The sequence below is a fragment of the Methylobacterium sp. Leaf94 genome, from assembly GCF_001426045.1.
Taxonomy (GTDB): domain Bacteria; phylum Pseudomonadota; class Alphaproteobacteria; order Rhizobiales; family Beijerinckiaceae; genus Methylobacterium.
Genome location: NZ_LMRM01000012.1, coordinates 138,504 through 158,441 on the forward strand (window position 1 = coordinate 138,504; position 19,938 = coordinate 158,441).

Genomic DNA, 19,938 nt, shown 5'->3' on the forward strand with positions numbered 1-19,938 from the left:
CGCCGCGCTCCGAGGGTCGCTGCGCCCGTCAGGCTTCGAGATGGCGCGCCCGCACCAGTCGGCGGACCAGGCCGCCCCGGCGCCCGATCAGCATCGAGACCAGGTAGAAGCCGCCCGCCGCGAGTACGATCGCGGGCCCGGTCGGGAGATCGGCCTGGTAGGACACGCTGAGCCCGACCACGCTCGACAGCATCGCGATCAGGACCGAGACCGGGATCATGCCCGACAGGTCCGCCGCCCAAAACCGCGCCGCAATGGCCGGCAGCAGCATCAGCCCCACCGCCAGCAGTGTGCCGAGGGCCTGGAAGCCTCCGACGAGGTTCATCACCACGAGGCCGAGAAAGGCGTAGTGCACCGGGCCGCCGGCCCGGCTGACCGTGCGCAGGAACAGCGGATCGACGCATTCCATCACCAGGGGCCGATAGATCGCCGCCAGCCCGAACAGCGTCACGGTGGCGATGCCGCCGAGGAGCCAGAGGGCCGGGTCGTCGAGGGCGAGGACGCTGCCGAACAGGATGTGCAGCAGGTCGATCTGCGAGCCGCGCAGGGAGACCAGCAGGACGCCGCCGGCCAGCGAGATCAGGTAGAAGGCCGCGAGGCTCGCATCCTCCTTGATCACGGTGGATCGGGTCACGAAGCCGGCCAGCAGCGCCACCGCGAGGCCGGCGGCCAAGCCGCCCAGGGTCATGGCCGGCAGGGACAGCCCCGCCACCAGGAAGCCCGCCGCCGCCCCGGGCAGGATCGCGTGGCTCATGGCGTCGCTCATCAGGCTCATGCGCCGCAGCATCAGGAACACGCCGACGGGCGGGGCCGAGAGCGACAGGGCGAGACAGCCGACCAGGGCCCGGCGCATGAAGCCGAATTCGACGAAGGGACCGAAGAGGAGGTCGATCACGCGGCGTGCCCCCGGTCGCGTACCGCCCCATGGTCGTGGGCATGCGGATGCGCATGGCGCCCATCGGGGCCGTGGTCATGGTCGGAACTGTGGTCGTGGTCGTGGTCGTGGGGCGGGCCCGGCTCCTCGTGCCGGCCGCAAACCGCGGCATCCTCGTCCCAGGCCTCCGACAGGCTCTGGGCGCGGGCGAGGTTCTGGGGCGTGAGCACCCGCTCGGTCGGTCCCCAGGCCACGCGCTCCCGCGCGAGCAGGAGCGTGTGCGGGAAGTGGCTCCGCACCTGTCCGAGATCGTGGAGGGCGGCCACGATGGTGCGGCCCTGCCGGTGCCAGGCGCGGACCAGGGCCAGGAGGTCGGCCGTGGTGCGTCCGTCGACCCCCGTGAACGGCTCGTCGAGGAGGAGGACGCGGGCCTCCTGCACGATCAGGCGCGCGAACAGGGCCCGCTGGAACTGGCCGCCCGACAGGGTGCCGATCAGGCGCGCCTCGAATCCGGCGAGGCCGACGGCGGCGAGGGCGTCCAGCAGCGTCGCCCGATGCCGGCGCGCGCTCCGCCAGGGGCCGAGGCGCCGCCACAGGCCCATGGCCACGAGATCGAGGACGCTGAGGGGGAAGCTGCGGTCGATCTCCGCCGCCTGCGGCAGGTAGGCGATGGCCTCCTCGAGACCCGGACGGGCGATCCGGCCCTCGAGACACGGAATCTCACCGACGATGCCCTTCAGGAGGGTCGACTTGCCGGCCCCGTTCGGCCCGACCAGGGCGAGGAGGGCCCCGGGCGGAATGACCCCGTCGAGGTGGTGGACCGCCGGGTGGCGGTCGTAGCCCAGGGTCAGCCCGTGGAGCGTGATGGCGCCGGGCAGATCACAGCTCATGGTCACGACTCATCGGGAGGCCCACAGGATGGCGGCCCAGAGCAGGAGGGTCAGGACCAGCGCCACCGCGAAGCGCAAGGACGCGCCGGCCTGGAACAGCGAGCGGCGGAGGGCGGCAGGGGGGCGCGGGGCTTGGATCACGGCGGGGCTTGGGTCACGGCGGGGCTCGGGTCACCGATGGATCATTTGCCCGAACGGGAGCGCCGGCTTATGTTGGCGGTGATACACTGTAACACTCGGGCAGTTCAACGGGCCGGGTTCACGGGGCAGATCATGCACGACCATGCGGCGACGCATGACCACGGTTGCGGCGGGGCGGAAGAAGCGATCGCCCGGGCGGAGCGCCTGTGTCGCGAGCGCGACCTGCAATTCACCCGCCTGCGTCGCGACGTGCTGGCGGCCGTGGCGGGGCAGACGCGGCCGATGGGCGCCTACGACATCGCCGAGACCCTGAGCGAGCCGGGGCGGCGCGTGGCGGCGGTCTCGGTCTACCGCGCCCTGGATTTCCTCACCGAGCACGGACTCGTGCACCGGATCGCCAGCCGCAACGCCTTCGTGTCCTGCGGCCACGCCCACACCGAGGGCGCCGGCCTCGTCTTCCTGATCTGCCGGAACTGCGGCACCATCGACGAGACCACCTCGCCGGAAGTGGAGGATCAGCTCGGCCGGACCCTGGCCAAGGCCGGCTTCAAGCCGACGAGCCGCATCCTTGAGGTCGAGGGCGAGTGCGGTGCCTGCCTCGGCCGGACTACCGCGGAGTGAGCGGGCACGCCCGCGGCCTCGCGCCGGGCCGCCCGTCGGCTCAGCACGCGTTCTCGTAGGCGCGGGGCGAGAACACGGTCATGAACAGGATCCGCAGGTCGAACCAGATCGACCAGTTGTCGATGTAGTGCAGGTCGTGCTGGACCCGCCGCTGCATGTCGAGGTCGGTGAGGGTTTCGCCCCGGAGGCCGTTCACCTGCGCCCAGCCGGTGATGCCCGGCATCACGTTGTGGCGTCGCGCGTAGAGGGCGATGCGGTTCTCGAAGCTGCGGTCATGCGCCAGGGCGTGGGGGCGCGGCCCCACGAGGGACATCTCGCCGAGCACCACGTTGATGAGCTGAGGCAGCTCGTCGATGTTCGAGCGCCGCAGGACGCGGCCGATCGGCGTGATGCGGCTGTCGTTGCGGGTCGCCTGCTTGAAGACCTCCTCCGGAGCGGCCTTCATGCTGCGGAACTTGAAGACGCCGAAGGGCTGCTGGTTGAAGCCGTACCGCCTCTGCCGGAAGAACACCGGCCCCGGGCTGTCGAGCTTGATCAGCGCCGCCACCACGAGGAAGAGCGGGCTCAGCAGCACCAGGGCGATCAGGGCCAGGGTCAGGTCCAGGCTGCGCTTCAGGAACAACTCGCCGGCCTGGAGCGGGCGACGCCCGATATTGATGCCTGAGAGGCGGCCGACCCGGGCGAGGGCGAGGTCCGGAAAGCGATCCATCACCGAGCCGGGGCGCAGGTGCAGGGCCGCCGGCACCCGCAGGAAGGCGTCGATGCAGCGCTCGATGTCCGAGGCGTCCGACCAGGGCAGGAGGATGAACACATCGTCCGGGCGCAGGAAGCGCACCACGGAGACCGCGAGATCGAGATCCTCCGATCTCTGGGCGTGCCGGGCCGCCGCGTCGCCGGTCGGGTCGACCTGACGCAGATAACTCGTGCCGATCACGCGCAGGCCGAGGGCCTCGGGGTCGTTGTGGGCATAGAAGCGCGCGATATCCTCCTCGTAGCCGACCAGATGGACCCGGTTGGTGTTGCCTGATGTCGATGTCGCCGCGCTGCGGACGAGGCGCAGCATCGTCGCGCGGGCGAACAGCATCGCCGGGAGGCCGCCGGCGAACATCCCCAGGGACACCAGGCGCGAATACTCATGGGTGGTCTTCGTGGCGAAGCCGATCAGCAGCACGACGGCCCAGGCCCCGATCCAGACCGTCGTCGCCCGCCGCAGGTGCGGCCGGCGGGCGAGCAGCGTCTCGATATGGTAGTCCTCGCGGACGAGGTTCGTCAGCAGCACGAACAGGGCGACCAGGGCGGCGAGCTCGAAGCTGCCGCTGTGTCCCGCCACCGGCCCGGTGACGTCGAAGGCCGTCCGGTAGGCGGCGTCGATCCCCGCGGCGACGCTGACGATGACGAGGATATCGGCAATGGCGGTCGCGGCCGAGAGCCCGATCCGAAACGCGGTGCGGCTGCGTCGGGGGAGAAGCGCCGCCCAGACATCGTGGCGCGCCCGCGACACCGGAAGCTTATCGAGAGCGGCTGGGATTCGGTCATGAAACATCTGGAGCGCTCTGTCCCGTCCTGATGCGAAGACTGTCCGAAACTAAACCGAAATCACGGATCAGTTAGGGATGCCGAGACGATCGGTGCAAGACACGGGCCCGGAGTCCGTTGCTCTCGTCCGACGGCGCGGCGCGGGGTCTCGACCGCGACGGGGTCGCGCGTTCGACAGGTTGCTTCGCGAAGGACCTCTTCCGGTGGACCCTTGAGGCGTCGTCCCGCGACCTGCGGATCCGTCCGGTCGCGCATACCGCCCCACAACGTCGGTCCCGCGCAGAGGGTTGCGCACGACTATCGTTCGACCCGGAGCGCCCTGGCGCTGGGGATCGATCCCGGCCTCCGCCCGACGCCCCTGGTTCAGGCGCGGCCGGCGCGGCGGGCCGGCCTCGCCTCGCCTCGCCGGGTTGTCCCGTCACGTCTCGACCCGGGACACGTCACGCCGGGTCGATCCGATCGGCCTCGCGGCTGCCGCGAGAGGTCCCCACGCATCAGGCGGCGGCGTCCGAATCGGGCCGTGCGACGGTCTGGATCGTCTCGAACCCCTCGAACTGCGGATGGCCCAGGTAGAGGGGCTTGGTCGACGGCACGCGGCCGTGGGCCTTCCGGAATTGCTCCGAACGAGTCCAGGCCTCGAAATCCGCCTTCGACGACCAGATGGTGTGGGAGGCGTACAGCACGTGGTCCTCGCCTTCAGGACCGCGGAGGAGATGGAACTCGACGAAGCCCGGCATCTCGCCGAGATGACTGTCGCGGCCGAGCCAAACCTGCTCGAAGTCTTCCGTCGCGTCCTTGACGACTTTGAAGCGATTCATTGCGATATACATGATCCACCTGGGTTTTTCGGCGTCTCGGACGATCCCGTGCGACACCTCTAACCTGGGGCATAGGGGCACGAAAAGCCATCCGGTGCGGCGGATGCGCCGCGCTCCGGCCCGGCGCGGACCGCCCGATGAAAGCCGGGCCGCGCCCGGTTCGTCAGGCATTCGGAGCCGTGGGTGCGTTCGCGGTGCAGCGAAACTCGCGAGGGACGATCGCAACGTCGCGCTTGCAATCCGTGCCAGCTTTGTGGTCAAGCTCTCAGAACGGTCACCTCCGATGCTCATGCGGAGTAAACATCTAGTGGCGTTCGACTGCAGACAAGGATAGTCTCTACCACCACGTTCAATCGTTGATCGACTGCCTTGGTTTCGTGGCGAATGAACTTAAGGAATCCTGCACGCCTTCGTACGAAAGCGCTCCAACCTCATCGTCCCCGGGGCTGGTCCGGGCGGGGGCTGAAAATTTCTATAGGGACTGAATCGAGAGATGATGCCTAAGCAGACTACCGACGTCGATCGCCTCGTCGGATTGAGGATCACCGCTTTGCGCAAGGCGCGCGGCCTGAGCCAGACCGCGCTCGGGACCGCCGTGGGCGTGACCTTCCAGCAGGTCCAGAAGTACGAGAAGGGGCAGAACCGCGTCGGTGCCGGGCGCCTGCGCGAGATCGCCCGTCTTCTCGAAGTTCCGGTCTCGGCCTTCTTCGAGGAAGACGAGGTTGGCGGCACCCAGTCCGATGTCTTCGGCTTCCTCAGCGCGCAGGGCGCGATCGAGTTGCTGCGGGCCTACGCGCTGATTGAGGACGATCAACTGCGCCGCGACGTGCTCGCCATCGTGCGGACGGCCGCGAAGATGGGCAAGCAGGCACCCGAGCCCGCCGCCGCCGGTTAGGGGCTCGCCGAGCCCCTAACCGATCCAGTGGAAGAAGCTGCCCGTCACGGCGCCGCGCCGGTGTCCGGCGTGGCCGAGGGGTACGCCCTCCGCATCGGTCACCGCCGCGAGCCCCGTCTCGGGGGTCGGCGGCGCACTCGTCTCGCTGGCATAGTGGAACTCGTGCCCGACGAGGCGTGCGCCCGCGCCCCCGAGGGGGCCCTCGGCCAGCAGCGTCGCGACGCGGTAGCCGAGGTGCAGGCGGCGGGTCTTGTAGGAGGTCGCCACCGGCAGCAGGCCCGCCATGGCGTGGGTGACGCCCTGCGCATCCTCCAGGCTTTCGCCCAGGACCATGTAGCCGCCGCACTCCCCGTGCACCGGCTTTCCCCGGGCGAACACCCGCAATCCGTCGAGGAAGCGCCTGGCCTGCGCCAGGGCGCCGGCATGGAGCTCGGGATAGCCGCCGGGCAGCCAGCCGGCATCGCAATCGGCCGGGGGCGGCTCGTCGGCCAGGGGCGAGAAGGGCACGAGTTCGGCGCCCGCCGCCCGCCAGCCCTCCGCCATGTGCGGGTACAGGAACGAGAAGGCCGCATCCGACGCGATGGCGATGCGCTGGCCCGGCGGCCGGGGCAGGATGCCGGCGCCCGGGGCGGGGGCCGCGCCGGCCGCGGCGGCCAGGATCGCGTCGAGGTCGAGGCCGGCCTCGGCGAGGTCGGCGAGCCGGTCGAGCCGGGCCTCGAGGTCGTTGGTCTCGCGGGCCTGGACGAGGCCGAGATGGCGCTCGGGCAGGACGAGGCTCGCATCCCGCATCAGCGCCCCGAGCACCGGCATGCCGATGCGGCTGAGGCCTGCCTCCACGAGGCGGCGATGGCGGGCACTCGCGACCTTGTTGAGGATCACCCCGGCGATGCGGATGCGCGGATCGTAGGATCGGCACCCGAGGGCGAGGGCGGCGGCCGATTGCGCGGCGCCGGAGACGTCGAGGACGAGGATCACCGGCCAGCCGTAGCGCGCGGCAATGTCGGCATTGGCGCCCGTGCGCCCCTCCGGTGCCACGATGCCGTCGAACAGCCCCATCGAGCCCTCGGCGATCACGAGGTCGGCGCCCAGAGCCGAGAGGGCCGCCACGGCGTCGAGCATCGGCCCCGGCATGGCGAAGCTGTCGAGGTTGAAGCTCGGATGGCCGGTGGCCGCCTGGTGGAAAGCGGGGTCGATGTAGTCCGGCCCGCACTTGGCGCCGCGCACGGCCAGGCCCCGCCGGGCCAGCGCCCGCATCAGCGCCAGGGTCACGGTGGTCTTGCCCGAGCTCGAACGGGGCGCGGCGACGAGGAGACCGGGCACGCTCACGGTCGGTCTCCGTTTGCGCGCTCGCCCGTCGGCCGGAAGCGCCGGTCGTAATCGGTGGAATAGAGGGCGCTCTCCCGGAACTCCGCCGGGTCGAGGGCGGGCCCCACCAGGATCAGCGCCGTGCGCTCCAGCCCAGCCTCGGCCACCTGGCCGGCGATCGTCGCCAGGGTTCCGGTGAGCACCCGCTCGTCGGGCCAGGTGGCGCGGAACACCACCGCGACGGGGCAATCGGCGCCGTAGAACGGCGTCAGCTCGGAGACCACCGCGTCGACGACGTGGATCGAGAGGTGCAGGGCGAGGGTGGCGCCGGTGCCCGCGAAGGCCGCCAGGGTCTCGCGCGCCGGCATGGCGCTGGCGCGCCCGGAGGTGCGGGTGAGGACGACGGACTGGGCGAGGCCCGGAACGGTGAGCTCGCGCCGCAGGAGCGCGGCGGCGGCGGCGAAGGACGGCACGCCCGGCGTCACCGTGAAGGGGATGCCGGCCTGGGTGAGGCGGCGGGTCTGTTCGGCGAGGGCGCTCCAGATCGAGAGGTCCCCCGAATGCAGGCGCGCCACGTCCTGGCCCGCCGCGTGGGCGGCCGCGCATTCGGCCACGATGGCGTCGAGGTCGAGGGGGGCCGTGTCGACGATGCGGGCGCCCGGCGGGCACCAGCCCAGGATCTCGGGCGCGACGAGGGACCCGGCATGCAGGCAGACGGGGCAGCGCGCGATGAGGTCTCGGCCACGGACGGTGATGAGGTCGGCGGCGCCCGGGCCGGCGCCGATGAAGTGTACGGTCATGGCTCCTGCGTGACGGATTGTGCGCGAAGCGCAAGGGCGCAGGTCGCCCCGGCACTGGCGATTCGCCGCAGCAGCAGCGTCGCACCCGGTCCGGCGGCGGCGAGGGCGGCGGCCTCCGCCACCGAGCCGACCCGGCGCGAGGCCTCGATCCGGTGCGAGCGGGTGGCCACTTCGGCGTCCACGGCGATCAGGGCCTCGGGCGGGACGGCCTCCAGGGGACAGCCGAGCGTCTGGGCGACGGCGCGGATCGCCGGCTCCCCGGCCCGGTCGCCGGCGGTGGCGAGGCGGACGACGCGGGCGCGCGGCAGGCCGGCGGCGTCGCAGGCCTGCGCGACCAGGGCGAGGATCTCGGCGGGCGCGGTCGCATGGCGAAACCCGATTCCTGCGACGAGGTCGCCCGGTCCGGGTTCCACCGGCGCCGTGCCATCCCCCCTCATGCCTTCACCCAGGCCCATTGCGTCACCGGCATCGCCCCGCGCCAGCCGTGCAGGTGCCCGACCGGATCCGCATGGGCGACCGTCAGGCGCTTGAGGCTCCCGCCCTGCTGCGCGAAGGCCGCGAGCAGCACGGCTTCGCCCTCCAGGGTCACCACGTTGGCGACGAGGCGGCCTCCCGGGGGCAGGGCGGCGACGGCCGCGTCGAGGACGCCCGGCGCGGTGACGCCTCCGCCGATGAAGACGGTGTCGGGGGCCGGCAGGCCGGCCAGCGCCGCCGGGGCGGGACCCTCCACCACGCGCAGGTCGGGCACCCCGAGGCGGGCCGCGTTGCGGGCGATGCGGGTGGCCCGGGCCGGGTTGCCCTCGACGGCGATGGCCCGCAGGCTCGGGTGGCGCAGCATCCACTCGATGGAGATGGAGCCGGCCCCGGCGCCGATGTCCCACAGGGTCTGGCCGGCGCGGGGGCGCAGGGCTGCCAGCGTCACCGCCCGGATGTCGGCCTTGGTCAGCTGGCCGTCATGTTCGAACCAGGCGTCGTCGAGGCCGGGGCTCACGGTGACCACCTGGGCCGCGGCCGCGCCGACGACCTCGATGCCGAGGGTGTTCAGGGGGTCGATCCCCACGAGGTCGAAGCCCGCGGCCGTCGCGCTGCGCCGGCGCTCGCGCGGGCCCCCCATGGCCTCCAGGACGGTGAGACGGGATGCGCCGAGGCCGCGCTCGGCCAGGAGCGCGGCGACCGCCGCCGGCGTCGTCTCGTCCCAGGTCAGGACCAGGAGGCGGGCGCCGGGCTGGAGATGCGGGATCAGCCGGGGCAGCGCCCGGCCGTGCAGGGTGAGGCAGCCTGTCTCCGCCAGGGGCCAGCCGAGGCGGGCGCAGGCGAGGCTGAAGGCGGAGGGTTGGGAGAAGACCCGCATCTCCGCGGCCGGGACGAGGCGGGCGATCTCGGCCCCGATGCCGTAGTGGAACGGATCGCCGGTCGCCAGGATGCAGGTGGGCGTGCCGCGCCGGGCGAAGAGTCCCGGATAGGCGTCCGCCATGGGGCTCGGCCAGATCCGCGTCTCGGCGGCGAGCGGCGCGGCCAGCGCCAGGTGCCGGCGTCCGCCATAGACGAGGCGCGCGCCGTCGAGGGCGGCGGCGGCGGCGGGGCTCAGGCCCGCGCGTCCGTCCTCGCCGATGCCCACGATGGTGAGCCAGGGGGCGGCCGGCGGGCTGGTGGACACGGCGTTACCGGTCATGGAGAACGGCCCCGAGGGTGGGGGGAGCATGCGGATACTGATCCTGGGCGGCACCGGCGAGGCGAGCGCCCTGGTGCGCGGGCTCCTGGCCATGGGCCGGCGCGATGCCGTCACCCTGTCGCTCGCCGGCCGCACCAGCCGGCCGAAGCCGGAACCCGTGCCGACGCGGATCGGCGGGTTCGGCGGCGTGGAGGGGCTCGCCGCGTGGCTGGCCCAGGACCGCACCGACCTCGTGGTTGATGCGACGCATCCCTTCGCGGCCCGGATGAGCGCCAACGCCGCCGAGGCCTGCACCCGGACCGGCACGCGCCTGCTGGCGATCCGCCGTCCGGCCTGGAGGCCGGTGGCCGGCGACCGCTGGACGACGGTGCCCGACATGGCGGCGGCCGCCCGGGCGCTCGGCCGCGCGCCGCGCCGGGTCTTCCTCACCATCGGCCGGCAGGAGGTCGGGGCCTTCGCCGGCGCGCCGCAGCACGACTACGTCGTGCGCGCCATCGAGGACATCGCCCTGGCGGTCCCGCGGCTGACTTCGGTCCAGGCGCGCGGCCCCTTCGACGCGGCCGCCGAGGCGGCGTTCCTGGCCGAGGGCGCGATCGAGGTCCTGGTCAGCAAGAATTCCGGGGGCGGCGCCACCTACGGCAAGATCGCCGCGGCGCGGGCGCTGGGGCTGCCGGTCGTGATGGTCGACCGCCCGGAGAAGCCGGACGTGCCGAGCGTGCCGGACGTCGCGGCGGCCCTCGCGGGGATCGCCGCCCTCTGAGGCCCGCGCCGACCCGCGCATCACGCCGCCGGCACGCTGCGCGGCGTGTAGACGAACGGCGTGGCGTCGCCGCGCGGGATCAGGCGGGTGGCCGAGGCGCCGATGATCACCATTGTGGCCATGTCGGCCGTGGTCGTCCGCGCTTCGTCGAGGGTGAGCACTCGGATCGCCTCGTCGGGCCGCGAGACGGCGCGGGCGAAGATCACCGGCGTGTCGCCGCGCCGGATCTCGGCGGCCAGATCGAGGGCCTTGCCGAGCTGCCAGGGCCGGGCGGAGGAGATCGGGTTGTAGAGGGAGATCACGAAATCCGCCCGCAGCACCGCCTCCAGCCGGGCGGTGATGACCTCCCATGGCTTGAGGTTGTCCGAGAGGGACATCGCGCAGAAATCGCCGCCCAGGGGCGCGCCGAGGCGGGCGGCGGCCGCCAGCATCGCGGTGATGCCGGGCTCTACCGTGATGGGGAGCCGGGCCCAGGCCGGATCGCCGGCCTCCACCGCCTCGAACACCGCCGCCGCCATGGCGAACACGCCGGGATCGCCGCCGGAGACCACCGCGACGCGCCGGCCGGAGGCGGCGAGTTCGAGGGCGTGGCGGGCCCGGTCGACCTCCACCCGGTTGTCGCTGGCGTGGCGGACGAGATCCGGCCGCTCGGGCACGCGGGCGACGTAGGGAATGTAGCCGATGAGATCCTGCGCCTGGGCCAGGGCCTCCTGTGCGGCCGCCGTCAGCAGGCGCGGATCGCCGGGGCCGAGGCCGACGATCGCGACGGACCCGGAAGCCGAGGTCGGGCCGCTCACGGCCGGCGTCCCTCGCCGGGCAGGAGCACCATCGAGAAGTAGGGCGCCTCGTCGTCGGGCTTGTCCTTGAGGGCGATCACCCGCTCGCCCGCCATGGTGCCGCGCTCCACATAGACCGCGCGCTCCAGCACGCCGGCCTCGGCGAGCGCCGCCCGCACCTTCGGCAGGTGGCGGCCGAGCTTCATCAGCACGGCGGCGTCGGTGGCGCGCAGGCGCTCCACCAGGGCGGCGTGCGGCAGGGTGGCGGGCAGCACGGTCAGCACGTCGTCGCCCCAGGTGATCGGGGTGCCGGCGCGGGTCCAGCAGCCGGACATCCCGGTGACGCCGGGCACGACCTCCACGGGGAAGCGGTCCTTCAGGCGCCGCCACAGGTGCATGAACGAGCCGTAGAAGAACGGATCGCCCTCCGACAGGATGGCGACGTCCCGGCCCGCACCGAGATGGTCGGCAAGGCGCCCGGCCGCGTCGTCGTAGAAGGCGGCGAGGGCCGCGACGTAGTCCGGGTGCTCCGGGTGGAGCTCGGTGGTGTAGGGGTAGACCAGGGGGCATTCGCGCCCCGGCTCGGCGGCGAGCACGGCGTCCGCGATGGTGCGGGCGTTGCCGCGCCGGCCCTTCTTGCAGAAATGCACCAGCACCGGGGCCCGCTCCAGCACCCGCATGGCGCGCACGGTGAGGTAGTCCGGCTCGCCCGGGCCCATGCCGACGCCGAACAGGGTGCCGGTGCTCACCGCGCGCGGGATCTCGGTCCGCTCCGCCGCATCGGGGGGAAGGCGCTCGCCGGAATCCATCACTCGATCTCTTGCGCGAGCGCGTTGATGGCCGCGGCCGTCATGGCGCTGCCGCCGCGCCGGCCATGGACCACGATGAAGGGCACCCGACCGTCGCGGGCGAGGGCTTCCTTCGACTCTGCGGCGCCGACGAACCCGACCGGGATGCCGATGACGGCGGCGGGGGGCGGCACGCCCTCGTCGAGAAGCTCGAGGAGGCGGAACAGCGAGGTCGGGGCGTTGCCTACCGCCACGACGCTGCCGGGCAGGTGCTCGCGCCAGAGCTCCATGGCGGCGGCCGAGCGGGTGGTGTTCATGGCGGCGGCGAGGTCCGGCACGCGCGGATCGCTCAAGGTGCAGATCACCCGGTTGTCGGCGGGCAGCCGCGCCCGCGTGACGCCGTCGGCGACCATGCGGACGTCGCACAGGATCGGCGCGCCGGCCTTCAGGGCCGCCTCGCCGGCTTGCGCGAAGTCGGGGGAGGCCTCCACGTCGCGCGGCAGGTCGGTCATGCCGCAGGCGTGGATCATCCGCACCACGACCCGTTCGGCGGCGCCCTGGAAGCGCGCGAGATCGGCCTCGGCCCGGATCATCGCGAAGGAGCGGGCATAGATCGCCCCTCCGTCGCGCAGGTAGTCGAGGCGGGAACTCATGACGGTCGCGGTCCTGGCGGGTGTTCTGGGAAGATACGGGCGAGGGAATGTGCCGAATCCGCCCTCCTTACGCGCTCCAGCGCGGCCTCGAAAGGGAGGCGCGTCGCCGGCGAGGCATCCGGCCGCCCGGACAGCACCACGTCGTACCACCCGTCCCGCCCGACGAGGGTGAGGTCGGCGGCGCCCGGATGGGCGCAGCCCTTGGGGCAGCCCGAGACATGGGCGCGCAGGCCGCGCGCCGCGAAGGGCCGGAACGCCTCGGCCAGGCGGGCCGCGTCGTGCAGGGTCGGGGTCGAGCCCGACGCGCAGGCCGGCGCGCCTGGGCAGGCCGCCACCGCCCCGCGCGGATCGTCGGCCCGCGTCAGGAAGCCGGCCCCGGCCAGGGTTTCCCGCGCGGCTTCGGCAACGGCGGCGGCGGCGCAGACGAGGAGGAGGCCGCGGGTCGGCGAGAGGCGCAGGTCCGCGCCGCCGACGGCGTCCGCCGTGTCGGCGAGCGCGTTGAGGGCGTCGGCGGTGCAGCGGCCGAAGGGGGCGTCGACGAGGAGGGCGACGCGCCCCTCCGCCCTCGGGGGCGGGGATCGCCGGGACTCGCTGTCCGGGAGAGTTAGGGGTGGCAGGGCCAGCAAGCCCGGGCTCAGGGCGGCCGACTCGGCCGGCCCGGCGATGCGCTGCAGGCCGAAGCGAGCCAGGGTCTCTGCCCGGGCCGCTGCCGGAACATCGCGGATCCGCCGTTGCCCGCTCGCCGCCAGCAGGCGCAGGGCCGCCTCGATGATGGTCGGCGCCGCACCGTCGGGCAGGCGCCACCAGGCCGCGTCGCCGGCGAGGCGCAGGGCAAAACCCGCGCGCGTGACGACGGCGTGAAGGTCGGCCTCCGCCGAACCGAGGCTGATCCCGTGCGTGGCCGCCTCGACGGCCACCAGCGACTTCGGCGGCAGGCCCGGGATCACCCGCCCGATCGCCTCGATGGCCTGGGCCAGGGCCGGGACCGCCTCGGGTTCGAGCCCGGCCAGCGGCGTGGTCAGGGTCAGGCGTTGCGGGCCCCCGTCGTGGCGGACATCCCCGAGACCGATGGCCGCCAGCGCCTCGGCGAGGTCGCAGCGGGTCGCCTCGGTGACCCCGCGGATCTGCAGGTTGGCCCGCGCTGTGACGTCGACATGGCCGTTGCCGAAGCGGCGCGCGCCCGCCGCCACCGCCCGGGCCTGGGCCGGGGTGAGGCGCCCGAGGGGCGGGTGGACGCGGGCGAGCAGGCCGTCGCCGGTGGGCATCGGCCGGGCGAGGCTGGGGCACCAGCCGCGCCGGCTCGGCGCCTCCGGGGCGACGCGGCGGGGCGCGGTCATTCCGCCGCCTCGCGCAGCAGCTCGTCGGCCGCCATTTCGTCGGCCGCCATGGCGTTGCGCCGGGTGGTCCAGAGGCCGCGCCGGCGGGCCTCGTCGAAGCGCTCGAGGATGGCGCGGGCCGCCTCCGGATTGGCCGCCCGCAGGGTCTCGAAGGTCTCGAGGTCGGCGATCATCGCCCCGTAGAGCCGGTCGAGGTCGGCGTCGCAGACCGCGTCCGTGGTGGCGGCGAGGACGAAGACCGCGTCGATCCCCTGTGCCAGTTCCTGGGCGCCGCGATAGCCGTGCCGGAGCTGCGCCGCGATCCAGCGCGGATGGGCGAGGCGGCCCCGGATCAGACGGGCGGCGTCCTCGCGGGCGGTGCGCGCCTTCGGGCTCTCGGGCGTGGCGACGTCGAGGCTGTAGAGGGCGGGGCTCGCCCCCGTCAGGGCGGCGGCGGCCGAGAAGCCGCCCATCGCCTCCACGGCGGCGTCGCCGTCGAGAAGGTCGCGCTCGGCGACGTCGAAGGCGTGCACGTAGGCGTCGGCGCCGGCCACCCGGGCGGCGAAGCCCGCATCCTCGCTGTCCGCCGCGCCCCCATAGGCGTGCGACGTGGCGGCGAGATAGGCCCGCCCGAGATCGTCGCGGCTGTCCCAAGCCCCGTCGAGGGCGAGGCCGCCGGCCCCCGCGCCGTAGCGCCCGGGCGCCGCGCCGTAGACTCGGGCCGGCGCCTCGCCCCGGCGGCGGGCGGCGGCCAGCGGATTCTCGTCATCCTCTTCCTCCCGCGCTGCCACTGCCTCGGCGGCCCGGGCGAGGAGCGACAGGGTCTCGGGAAAGGTATCGCGAAAGGCGCCCGAGACCCGCACCGTCACGTCGATGCGCGGCCGGTCGAGGAGCGCCAGCGGCAGCACCTCGAAACCGGTGACCCGGGTGGAGGCGTGGTCCCAGACCGGGCGCACGCCCATCAGGGCCAGGGCGTGGGCGATGTCTTCGCCACCGGTGCGCAGGGTGGGCGAAGCCCAGAGATCCATGACGATCCGGGCCGGGTACTCGCCCTCGTCCTGCAGGTAGCGCAGGACCACGGCGTCGGCGGCCCTGGCCCCCAGGGTGGTGGCGGCCCGGGTCGGCAGGCTGCGCGGGTCGAGGGTGGCGAGGTTGCGGCCCGTGGGCATCACGTCGGTGCGCCCGCGCGACGGCGAGCCGGCGGGACCGGGCGCCACGAAGCGGCCGTCGAGGCCACGCAGCAGGCCGAGGCGCTCGCCCTCCGCGCAGGCGGCCACCGCCTCCGAGGCCTCGGCCCCGGCCCGGCCGAACACGTGCAGCCCGTCGCGCGCGGTCACCTCGCCGAGGTCGCAGAGATGCGCGTCGAGGGCCGCGAGCGCGTCCGGCATCGGCGTGTCGGCGTCGATCCCGGCACCGGCGAGCAGCCCGGCCGACATCGCCTCGTCCAGGATGGTGCGCGCCAGGATCGCGGCGCGGCGCGGGTCGAGGACGCTGGCGGCGGAGTATTCCTCCACGAGCGCGCGCAGGCGCGCCGCGTCGGGGTCGAGCCCCGTCACGCCGGTCTGCGGCGTCAGGTGTCCGAGGGCGACGCCCCCGAGGCGCCGCTTCAGGGGCGCGGCCTCGCCCGGATCGTCGACGATGAAGGGATAGACCACCGGGAGCGCCCCGACGGCGCGGGCCGGCCAGCAATCCGGCGAAAGGGCGACGGCCTTGCCCGGCAGCCACTCGGCGGTGCCGTGGGTGCCGAGGTGAACGAGGGCGTCGAACCGGCTGCGCAGCCCGAGGTGGAAGGCCAGATAGGCGTGGGTCGGCACCGCGTCTGGGTCGTGATAGGCGGCCTTGCGGTCCGTCGACCGCCCGCGATCGGGCTGCAGGAAGACCGCGAGGCGCCCGCCCGCAGGGGCCACGCTCGCGAAGCGGAACGCGCCGTCCCGGCAGACCGGGTCGGCCTCGGGCGGACCCCATTCGGCGTCGAGGGCCGCGCGCGCGGTCTCGGGCAGCGTGCCGAACCAGTCCCGGTAGGCATCGAGGTCGACCGCGAAGTCCTTCGGCCCCTGCGTCAGACCCCGCATCAGTGCCTCGGCGTCCGGCAATGCGCCGATGCCGTAGCCGGCCTGCGCCAAGTCCGCGACGATCGCCCGCGCGCTCTCCGGCGTGTCGAGGCCGACGGCAAAGCCCGCGCGGCCGCCGCGGGCGGGATAGTCCGAAAGCACCAGGGCGAGGCGGCGCTCGGCCCGGGGGAGCCGGGCAAGGCGGATCCAGGCGGCGGCACGCTCGGCCAGGGCCGCGATGCCCTCCGGGTGCGGCACGGCACGGCGCTCGGCGAAGCCCTCGGTTTCCGGACCCTCCTCCTTGAACGAGATCGGAAACCCGGAGAGCCGGCCGTCGAATTCCGGCAGGGCGACCTGCATTGCGAGGTCGGCCGCACCCATGCCCCGGGCGGAGGCGGCCCAGGCGTCCCGCGCCGCGCCGATGCTGAAGGCCTGTAGGACCGGGCAATCGGCGGCATCGAGGACGAACCCGGCATCCTCCCGCGCCGAGAAGGCGGTGGCGGCGATGACGATGGCGGGCCGATGCGCCGCGATGGCCGCCCGGAGGGGCGCGATCGCGGCGGGGTCCTTCAGGCTCGACACCGCCACGGCCAGCACCGCAAGGCCGCGCGCCTGGAGCGCGGCGCCCAACGCGGCGATCGGCGCGGTGTCGCCCGAGAGCACGCTGGACCGGTAGACCACGACCAGCGCCAGCGGCGCCTCGGCCGGGGCGGTCTGGAACGGTCGTCCGGCGGCGCGGGCCTGCCCGTCCGCGACGGGGCCGCAGCCCGGGCAGCAGACGAAGCCGCGGGGTAGGGGCAGGGGCGCCTCGACCGCCGCGGGATATCCGATCGCGGCGGCCATGCGCCCGACCAGGCGGCGCAGGTTCGCCGTGCCTCCGGCCCGGAAATAGGCGTCGAAGTCGGGGGCGAGCTCCGGCTTCGTCGAATAGGCGTCGAGGCGCGGGTCGGGCCGGTCGTCGCCCGGCAGCACCACGAGCGCCACCCCGGCGGCGCGGGCGGCCGCGCTGGCGCGCTCGATGCCGTAGCGCCAGTAATCGAGGCCGCCGAGACAGCGGATCACCACCATCCGCGCCTGGGCGATCACCGACTCGACGTAGAGGTCGACCGACATCGGGTGGCGAAGTTTCGCGAGCTTGGCGAGCCGCAGGGTCGGGCCTCCGGCCGAACCCGGCGGGAAGACCGCCGCGTGGGCGCCAGCCATGCCGAAGAGATCCGAATCGGTGAAGGACAGGAAGACGATGTCCCCCGGCGCCTGACCGAGATCGATCGCGGCTTCGCCCTCGTCGAGGGAGACCGTATCGATGCGGATCAGGTGCATGGCGGGCGCTTATCCCGCCAAGGCGGCGGCGACGGCGGCCTGGTCGAACCCCTTGAGGCCGATCACCACGAGGCGGCCGTCGCGGGGCTCGCTGGACTTCCAGGGGCGGTCGTAATGGTGGGCGATGCGGGCACCGACGCCCTGGACCACGAGGCGCATCGGCTTGCCGGTAACCTCGGCGAAGCCCTTGATGCGCAGCACGCCCTCCGTCTCGGCGGCGCGGGCGACGCGGATGGCCAGGTCCTCGGCCGAGGCCGTGGCCGCCACCGGCAGCGCCACCGAATCGAAGTCGTCGTGGTCGTGGTCCTCGCCCTCGCCGTGGTGGGACGGACGCGCGTCGAGGTCGTCCTCGGCCGCCGCCTGGATCCCCAGGATCACGCGCGGGTCGAGGCGGCCGTGCTCGGCCTCCACCATCTTCACCGCGCGGGGCAGGTGTTCGGTGACCTCGGCCCGGACCTTGGCGCGCCCGGCCTCGTCGAGGAGGTCGGCCTTGTTCATCACCACGAGGTCGGCGCAGAGGAGCTGGTCCTCGAACACCTCCTCGAGGGGATTGTCGTGGTCGACGCTGGCGTCGTCCGCGCGCTGGGCGGCGAGCGCCGCCGGATCGTCGGCGAAGAAGCCGGCGGCCACGGCCGGGCCGTCGATGACCGCGACCACGCCGTCCACCGTCACCCGCGAGCGGATCGCCGGCCACTGGAAGGCCTGGACCAGGGGTTTGGGCAGGGCGAGGCCCGAGGTCTCGATCAGGATGTGCTCGGGCGGATCGGCCCGGTCGAGGAGCTTGTTCAGAGCCGGCACGAAATCGTCGGCCACGGTGCAGCAGATGCAGCCGTTGGCGAGCTCGACGATGTCCTCGTCGCCGCAGCCCTCGATGCCGCAGGCGGCCAGGAACGAGCCGTCGAAGCCGATGTCGCCGAACTCGTTGACGATGATGGCGAGGCGCCGGCCGTTCGCGTTCTCCACGAGGTGGCGCACCAGGGTGGTCTTGCCGGCCCCGAGGAAGCCCGTGACGATGGTGCAGGGGATCTTGGCGACGAGGGTCATTCGGCGGCGTCCGGAAGGGGGGGCGCCGCGACGGGCGGCGGGAATGGGGGAAGGCGGGCGACGACGCCCTTGCGGAATTCCTGCGGCCGGGCCTTCCACGGCACGATGCCGTCCGGCGTCTCGGCATAGAGCGCCACGCCGTCCAGGATGGTGCCGGCCGACGCGACCGGGTCGAGATCGCCGTAGACGTAGGTCCAGCGGCCTTGCGAGGCCACCGCCACCGTGCAGGGGCGCTTGCAAACCGAGAGGCATTCGACGCTCTCGACCGTGATGCCCGGGTGGCCGCCGGCGCTCACGGCGTCCTGAAGCGCGGCGAGCAGGCGGGCGCCCGCCCGCGGCTCCGAGGCGTCGCCGGCCGTCCGGCAGGTGGCGCAGACGTAGAGGGTGACGGCGGCGTGGTCCGTGTCAGGCCGCGGGTCGGGCATGTGGTCAGGCATGGGTCGGCCGCGCGTGGGTCGGCCGGGTCTTGCCGAACAGCCCCCAGGCCCAGCCATAGGCCAACCCGATCACCGCCCAGAACACGAAGGCGATGCCCAGCGAGCGCGCCGCGAACTGCGCGGCGTAGGAGGCCGGCAGGTTCGAGGCGGCGTGGCTCGCCTCCGGCGCACCCGCGAGATGGGGCGCGACGAGGAGCACAATGCCGCCCGCGATGGTGATCGGCGCCCGCCGGATCGCGATGAGGTAGAGCCCCATGGCGGTGGCCGCGGCGGTCATCACCCACCAGAACTGGCGGTCGGCCAGCGGCGCGGCCTCCATCCCGGGGAGTTCCGGCGCGAGGCCGAGGGCGGGGGCCAGCGCCACCGCGAGGAAGCCGCCGATGGCGAAGCGCAGGCCGGTCTCGGGGCTGGGCTCGCGGTTGCAGGCCAGGAGCACGGCACCGAGCAGGAACGCGTAGCCGACGCCGCCCACCAGGGTGGCGAGCGCGGTGAAGGCCATGCGCGGCAGGCCGGGGCCGGGCTGCCAGTCGGGCGCGACCTCGCCGCCCGCCACCGAGGGATCCTTGGTGCCGTGATCGTGACCGCCATGGACGCGGACGATCAGCGAGGCGGGGGTCGGCCGAACGGGGGCGGCGGAGGCCTGCGTCTCGTAGCGCTCGGCCGCGATGATGAGCGGCGAGGTGAGCGCGAGCTGCAGGCCCGTCGCGACGACGGCCGCGAGGAAGCCGGCGACCAGGGCCGCCGACACGAGCCGGATGATCATGGGATTGTCTGCCTTAAGCGGAGACGCTCAGTGGCAGGGGAAGTTCTGGCTGTGGCGGAAGTCGTGCGCCGCGTTGTGCAGCGCCATGGCGGGGGCGAAGCCCGCCATGAACACGAGGCCGAGGCCGAGGAAGGCGGCCACGAGCACGGCGCCGAGGCGCTCGTTGGTGCGGGTGCCGGTCAGGACGAGGGTGTTGGTCGACATCGGGTTCATCTCCTGGCCGCCCCGCCGGCGGCCGTCAAGCATCGAGCGGGAGGACGGCAGGTCTCCTGGCTCGCGGGTCGCTGGTCCTGCCGCCTTCCCGGATCGCTCCAGTGGCTGATGGCAGTCCCGTCTCCGCTCACAGTTGCGGGGGCAGCTGCGGTTTCGAGGTCGCCCCCTCACCGCATTCCCTTTTCACCCCGTCGCCGGGGCACCGTCCGATCCACGCTTCTACGCGGTTGCCGATCCGCTGACAACGCGGCCCGGATCGGATTCC

Annotated in this window: 21 protein-coding genes and 1 riboswitch; of the genes, 3 read left to right on the forward strand and 18 right to left on the reverse strand. The window is 73.6% G+C overall.

Features of this window, described 5'->3' with window-relative positions:
- Positions 1-28 precede the first annotated feature (28 nt).
- From ASG63_RS09055 to ASG63_RS26805, 3 genes are read right to left on the reverse strand one after another with little or no spacing between them, the layout of a single operon-like run.
- Complete coding sequence (locus ASG63_RS09055; protein WP_156389722.1) at positions 29-853, reverse strand: metal ABC transporter permease; 825 nt, start codon at positions 851-853, stop codon at positions 29-31.
- Between the two features lie 38 nt (positions 854-891).
- Entirely contained in the window at positions 892-1,764 is an 873-nt protein-coding gene (locus tag ASG63_RS09060; protein ID WP_056214706.1) for a metal ABC transporter ATP-binding protein, read from the reverse strand.
- Between the two features lie 9 nt (positions 1,765-1,773).
- Entirely contained in the window at positions 1,774-1,905 is a 132-nt protein-coding gene (locus ASG63_RS26805) for a hypothetical protein (RefSeq protein ID WP_274534726.1), read from the reverse strand.
- A 132-nt stretch (positions 1,906-2,037) separates the two neighbouring features.
- Here ASG63_RS26805 and ASG63_RS09065 point away from each other — a divergent pair, with 132 nt between their 5' ends.
- On the forward strand, positions 2,038-2,526 hold the full coding sequence (locus ASG63_RS09065) for a Fur family transcriptional regulator (RefSeq protein ID WP_056214709.1): 489 nt from the start codon (positions 2,038-2,040) through the stop codon (positions 2,524-2,526).
- 40 nt (positions 2,527-2,566) lie between these two features.
- Here the strand turns inward: ASG63_RS09065 and ASG63_RS09070 are convergent, their stop codons facing one another.
- Entirely contained in the window at positions 2,567-4,069 is a 1,503-nt protein-coding gene (locus ASG63_RS09070) for an exopolysaccharide biosynthesis polyprenyl glycosylphosphotransferase (RefSeq protein ID WP_056214712.1), read from the reverse strand.
- A 487-nt stretch (positions 4,070-4,556) separates the two neighbouring features.
- Complete coding sequence (locus ASG63_RS09075; RefSeq protein WP_056214716.1) at positions 4,557-4,892, reverse strand: antibiotic biosynthesis monooxygenase family protein; 336 nt, start codon at positions 4,890-4,892, stop codon at positions 4,557-4,559.
- A 481-nt stretch (positions 4,893-5,373) separates the two neighbouring features.
- Between ASG63_RS09075 and ASG63_RS09080 the strand changes: the two genes are divergently transcribed.
- The gene (locus ASG63_RS09080) at positions 5,374-5,775 is read left to right on the forward strand and encodes a helix-turn-helix domain-containing protein (RefSeq protein WP_056214719.1); all 402 of its coding nucleotides are present in this window, start codon (positions 5,374-5,376) and stop codon (positions 5,773-5,775) included.
- A gap of 15 nt (positions 5,776-5,790) precedes the next feature.
- Here ASG63_RS09080 and ASG63_RS09085 read toward each other — a convergent pair whose 3' ends face one another.
- Genes ASG63_RS09085 through ASG63_RS09100 form a run of 4 tightly spaced genes read right to left on the reverse strand, consistent with a single transcriptional unit; the run spans position 5,791 to position 9,552 of the window.
- Positions 5,791-7,101 carry a cobyrinate a,c-diamide synthase gene (locus ASG63_RS09085; RefSeq protein ID WP_056214721.1) on the reverse strand — a complete coding sequence of 437 codons (1,311 nt, stop codon included), beginning with the start codon at positions 7,099-7,101 and terminating at the stop codon, positions 5,791-5,793.
- On the reverse strand, positions 7,098-7,880 hold the full coding sequence (gene cobM, locus ASG63_RS09090) for a precorrin-4 C(11)-methyltransferase (protein ID WP_056214725.1): 783 nt from the start codon (positions 7,878-7,880) through the stop codon (positions 7,098-7,100). Before cobM ends, ASG63_RS09085 begins: the two co-directional genes overlap by 4 nt.
- Positions 7,877-8,317, reverse strand: coding sequence for a cobalamin biosynthesis protein (locus ASG63_RS09095; RefSeq protein ID WP_056215358.1), 441 nt, complete (start codon positions 8,315-8,317; stop codon positions 7,877-7,879). The genes cobM and ASG63_RS09095 overlap by 4 nt, the downstream gene beginning before the upstream one ends.
- Positions 8,314-9,552: a bifunctional cobalt-precorrin-7 (C(5))-methyltransferase/cobalt-precorrin-6B (C(15))-methyltransferase gene (locus ASG63_RS09100; protein ID WP_056214728.1), complete on the reverse strand. Its 1,239-nt coding sequence runs from the start codon at positions 9,550-9,552 to the stop codon at positions 8,314-8,316. The genes ASG63_RS09095 and ASG63_RS09100 overlap by 4 nt, the downstream gene beginning before the upstream one ends.
- 28 nt (positions 9,553-9,580) lie before the next feature.
- Here ASG63_RS09100 and ASG63_RS09105 point away from each other — a divergent pair, with 28 nt between their 5' ends.
- Positions 9,581-10,312: a cobalt-precorrin-6A reductase gene (locus ASG63_RS09105; RefSeq protein ID WP_156394127.1), complete on the forward strand. Its 732-nt coding sequence runs from the start codon at positions 9,581-9,583 to the stop codon at positions 10,310-10,312.
- A 20-nt stretch (positions 10,313-10,332) separates the two neighbouring features.
- On the opposite strand, the gene cobJ is transcribed toward ASG63_RS09105, so the two are convergent.
- From cobJ to ASG63_RS09150, 9 genes are read right to left on the reverse strand one after another with little or no spacing between them, the layout of a single operon-like run.
- On the reverse strand, positions 10,333-11,109 hold the full coding sequence (gene cobJ, locus ASG63_RS09110) for a precorrin-3B C(17)-methyltransferase (protein WP_056214735.1): 777 nt from the start codon (positions 11,107-11,109) through the stop codon (positions 10,333-10,335).
- Positions 11,106-11,897 (reverse strand): precorrin-2 C(20)-methyltransferase, encoded by a 792-nt coding sequence (locus tag ASG63_RS09115; RefSeq protein WP_056214737.1) that lies wholly within the window; start codon positions 11,895-11,897, stop codon positions 11,106-11,108. The genes cobJ and ASG63_RS09115 overlap by 4 nt, the downstream gene beginning before the upstream one ends.
- The gene (locus ASG63_RS09120) at positions 11,897-12,529 is read right to left on the reverse strand and encodes a precorrin-8X methylmutase (protein WP_056214741.1); all 633 of its coding nucleotides are present in this window, start codon (positions 12,527-12,529) and stop codon (positions 11,897-11,899) included. Before ASG63_RS09120 ends, ASG63_RS09115 begins: the two co-directional genes overlap by 1 nt.
- Positions 12,526-13,866 carry a hypothetical protein gene (locus ASG63_RS09125; protein ID WP_056214745.1) on the reverse strand — a complete coding sequence of 447 codons (1,341 nt, stop codon included), beginning with the start codon at positions 13,864-13,866 and terminating at the stop codon, positions 12,526-12,528. The genes ASG63_RS09120 and ASG63_RS09125 overlap by 4 nt, the downstream gene beginning before the upstream one ends.
- Positions 13,863-17,216 (reverse strand): cobaltochelatase subunit CobN, encoded by a 3,354-nt coding sequence (gene cobN, locus ASG63_RS09130; protein WP_056214748.1) that lies wholly within the window; start codon positions 17,214-17,216, stop codon positions 13,863-13,865. Before cobN ends, ASG63_RS09125 begins: the two co-directional genes overlap by 4 nt.
- A gap of 9 nt (positions 17,217-17,225) precedes the next feature.
- Positions 17,226-18,260 carry a cobalamin biosynthesis protein CobW gene (gene cobW / locus ASG63_RS09135; RefSeq protein ID WP_056214751.1) on the reverse strand — a complete coding sequence of 345 codons (1,035 nt, stop codon included), beginning with the start codon at positions 18,258-18,260 and terminating at the stop codon, positions 17,226-17,228.
- On the reverse strand, positions 18,257-18,697 hold the full coding sequence (locus ASG63_RS09140) for a DUF1636 family protein (RefSeq protein WP_244479857.1): 441 nt from the start codon (positions 18,695-18,697) through the stop codon (positions 18,257-18,259). Before ASG63_RS09140 ends, cobW begins: the two co-directional genes overlap by 4 nt.
- The gene (locus ASG63_RS09145; RefSeq protein ID WP_056214759.1) at positions 18,690-19,460 is read right to left on the reverse strand and encodes a CbtA family protein; all 771 of its coding nucleotides are present in this window, start codon (positions 19,458-19,460) and stop codon (positions 18,690-18,692) included. Before ASG63_RS09145 ends, ASG63_RS09140 begins: the two co-directional genes overlap by 8 nt.
- Before the next feature lie 27 nt (positions 19,461-19,487).
- On the reverse strand, positions 19,488-19,664 hold the full coding sequence (locus tag ASG63_RS09150; RefSeq protein WP_055947494.1) for a CbtB domain-containing protein: 177 nt from the start codon (positions 19,662-19,664) through the stop codon (positions 19,488-19,490).
- A 38-nt stretch (positions 19,665-19,702) separates the two neighbouring features.
- Positions 19,703-19,895, reverse strand: a riboswitch (cobalamin riboswitch).
- Positions 19,896-19,938: the final 43 nt, after the last annotated feature.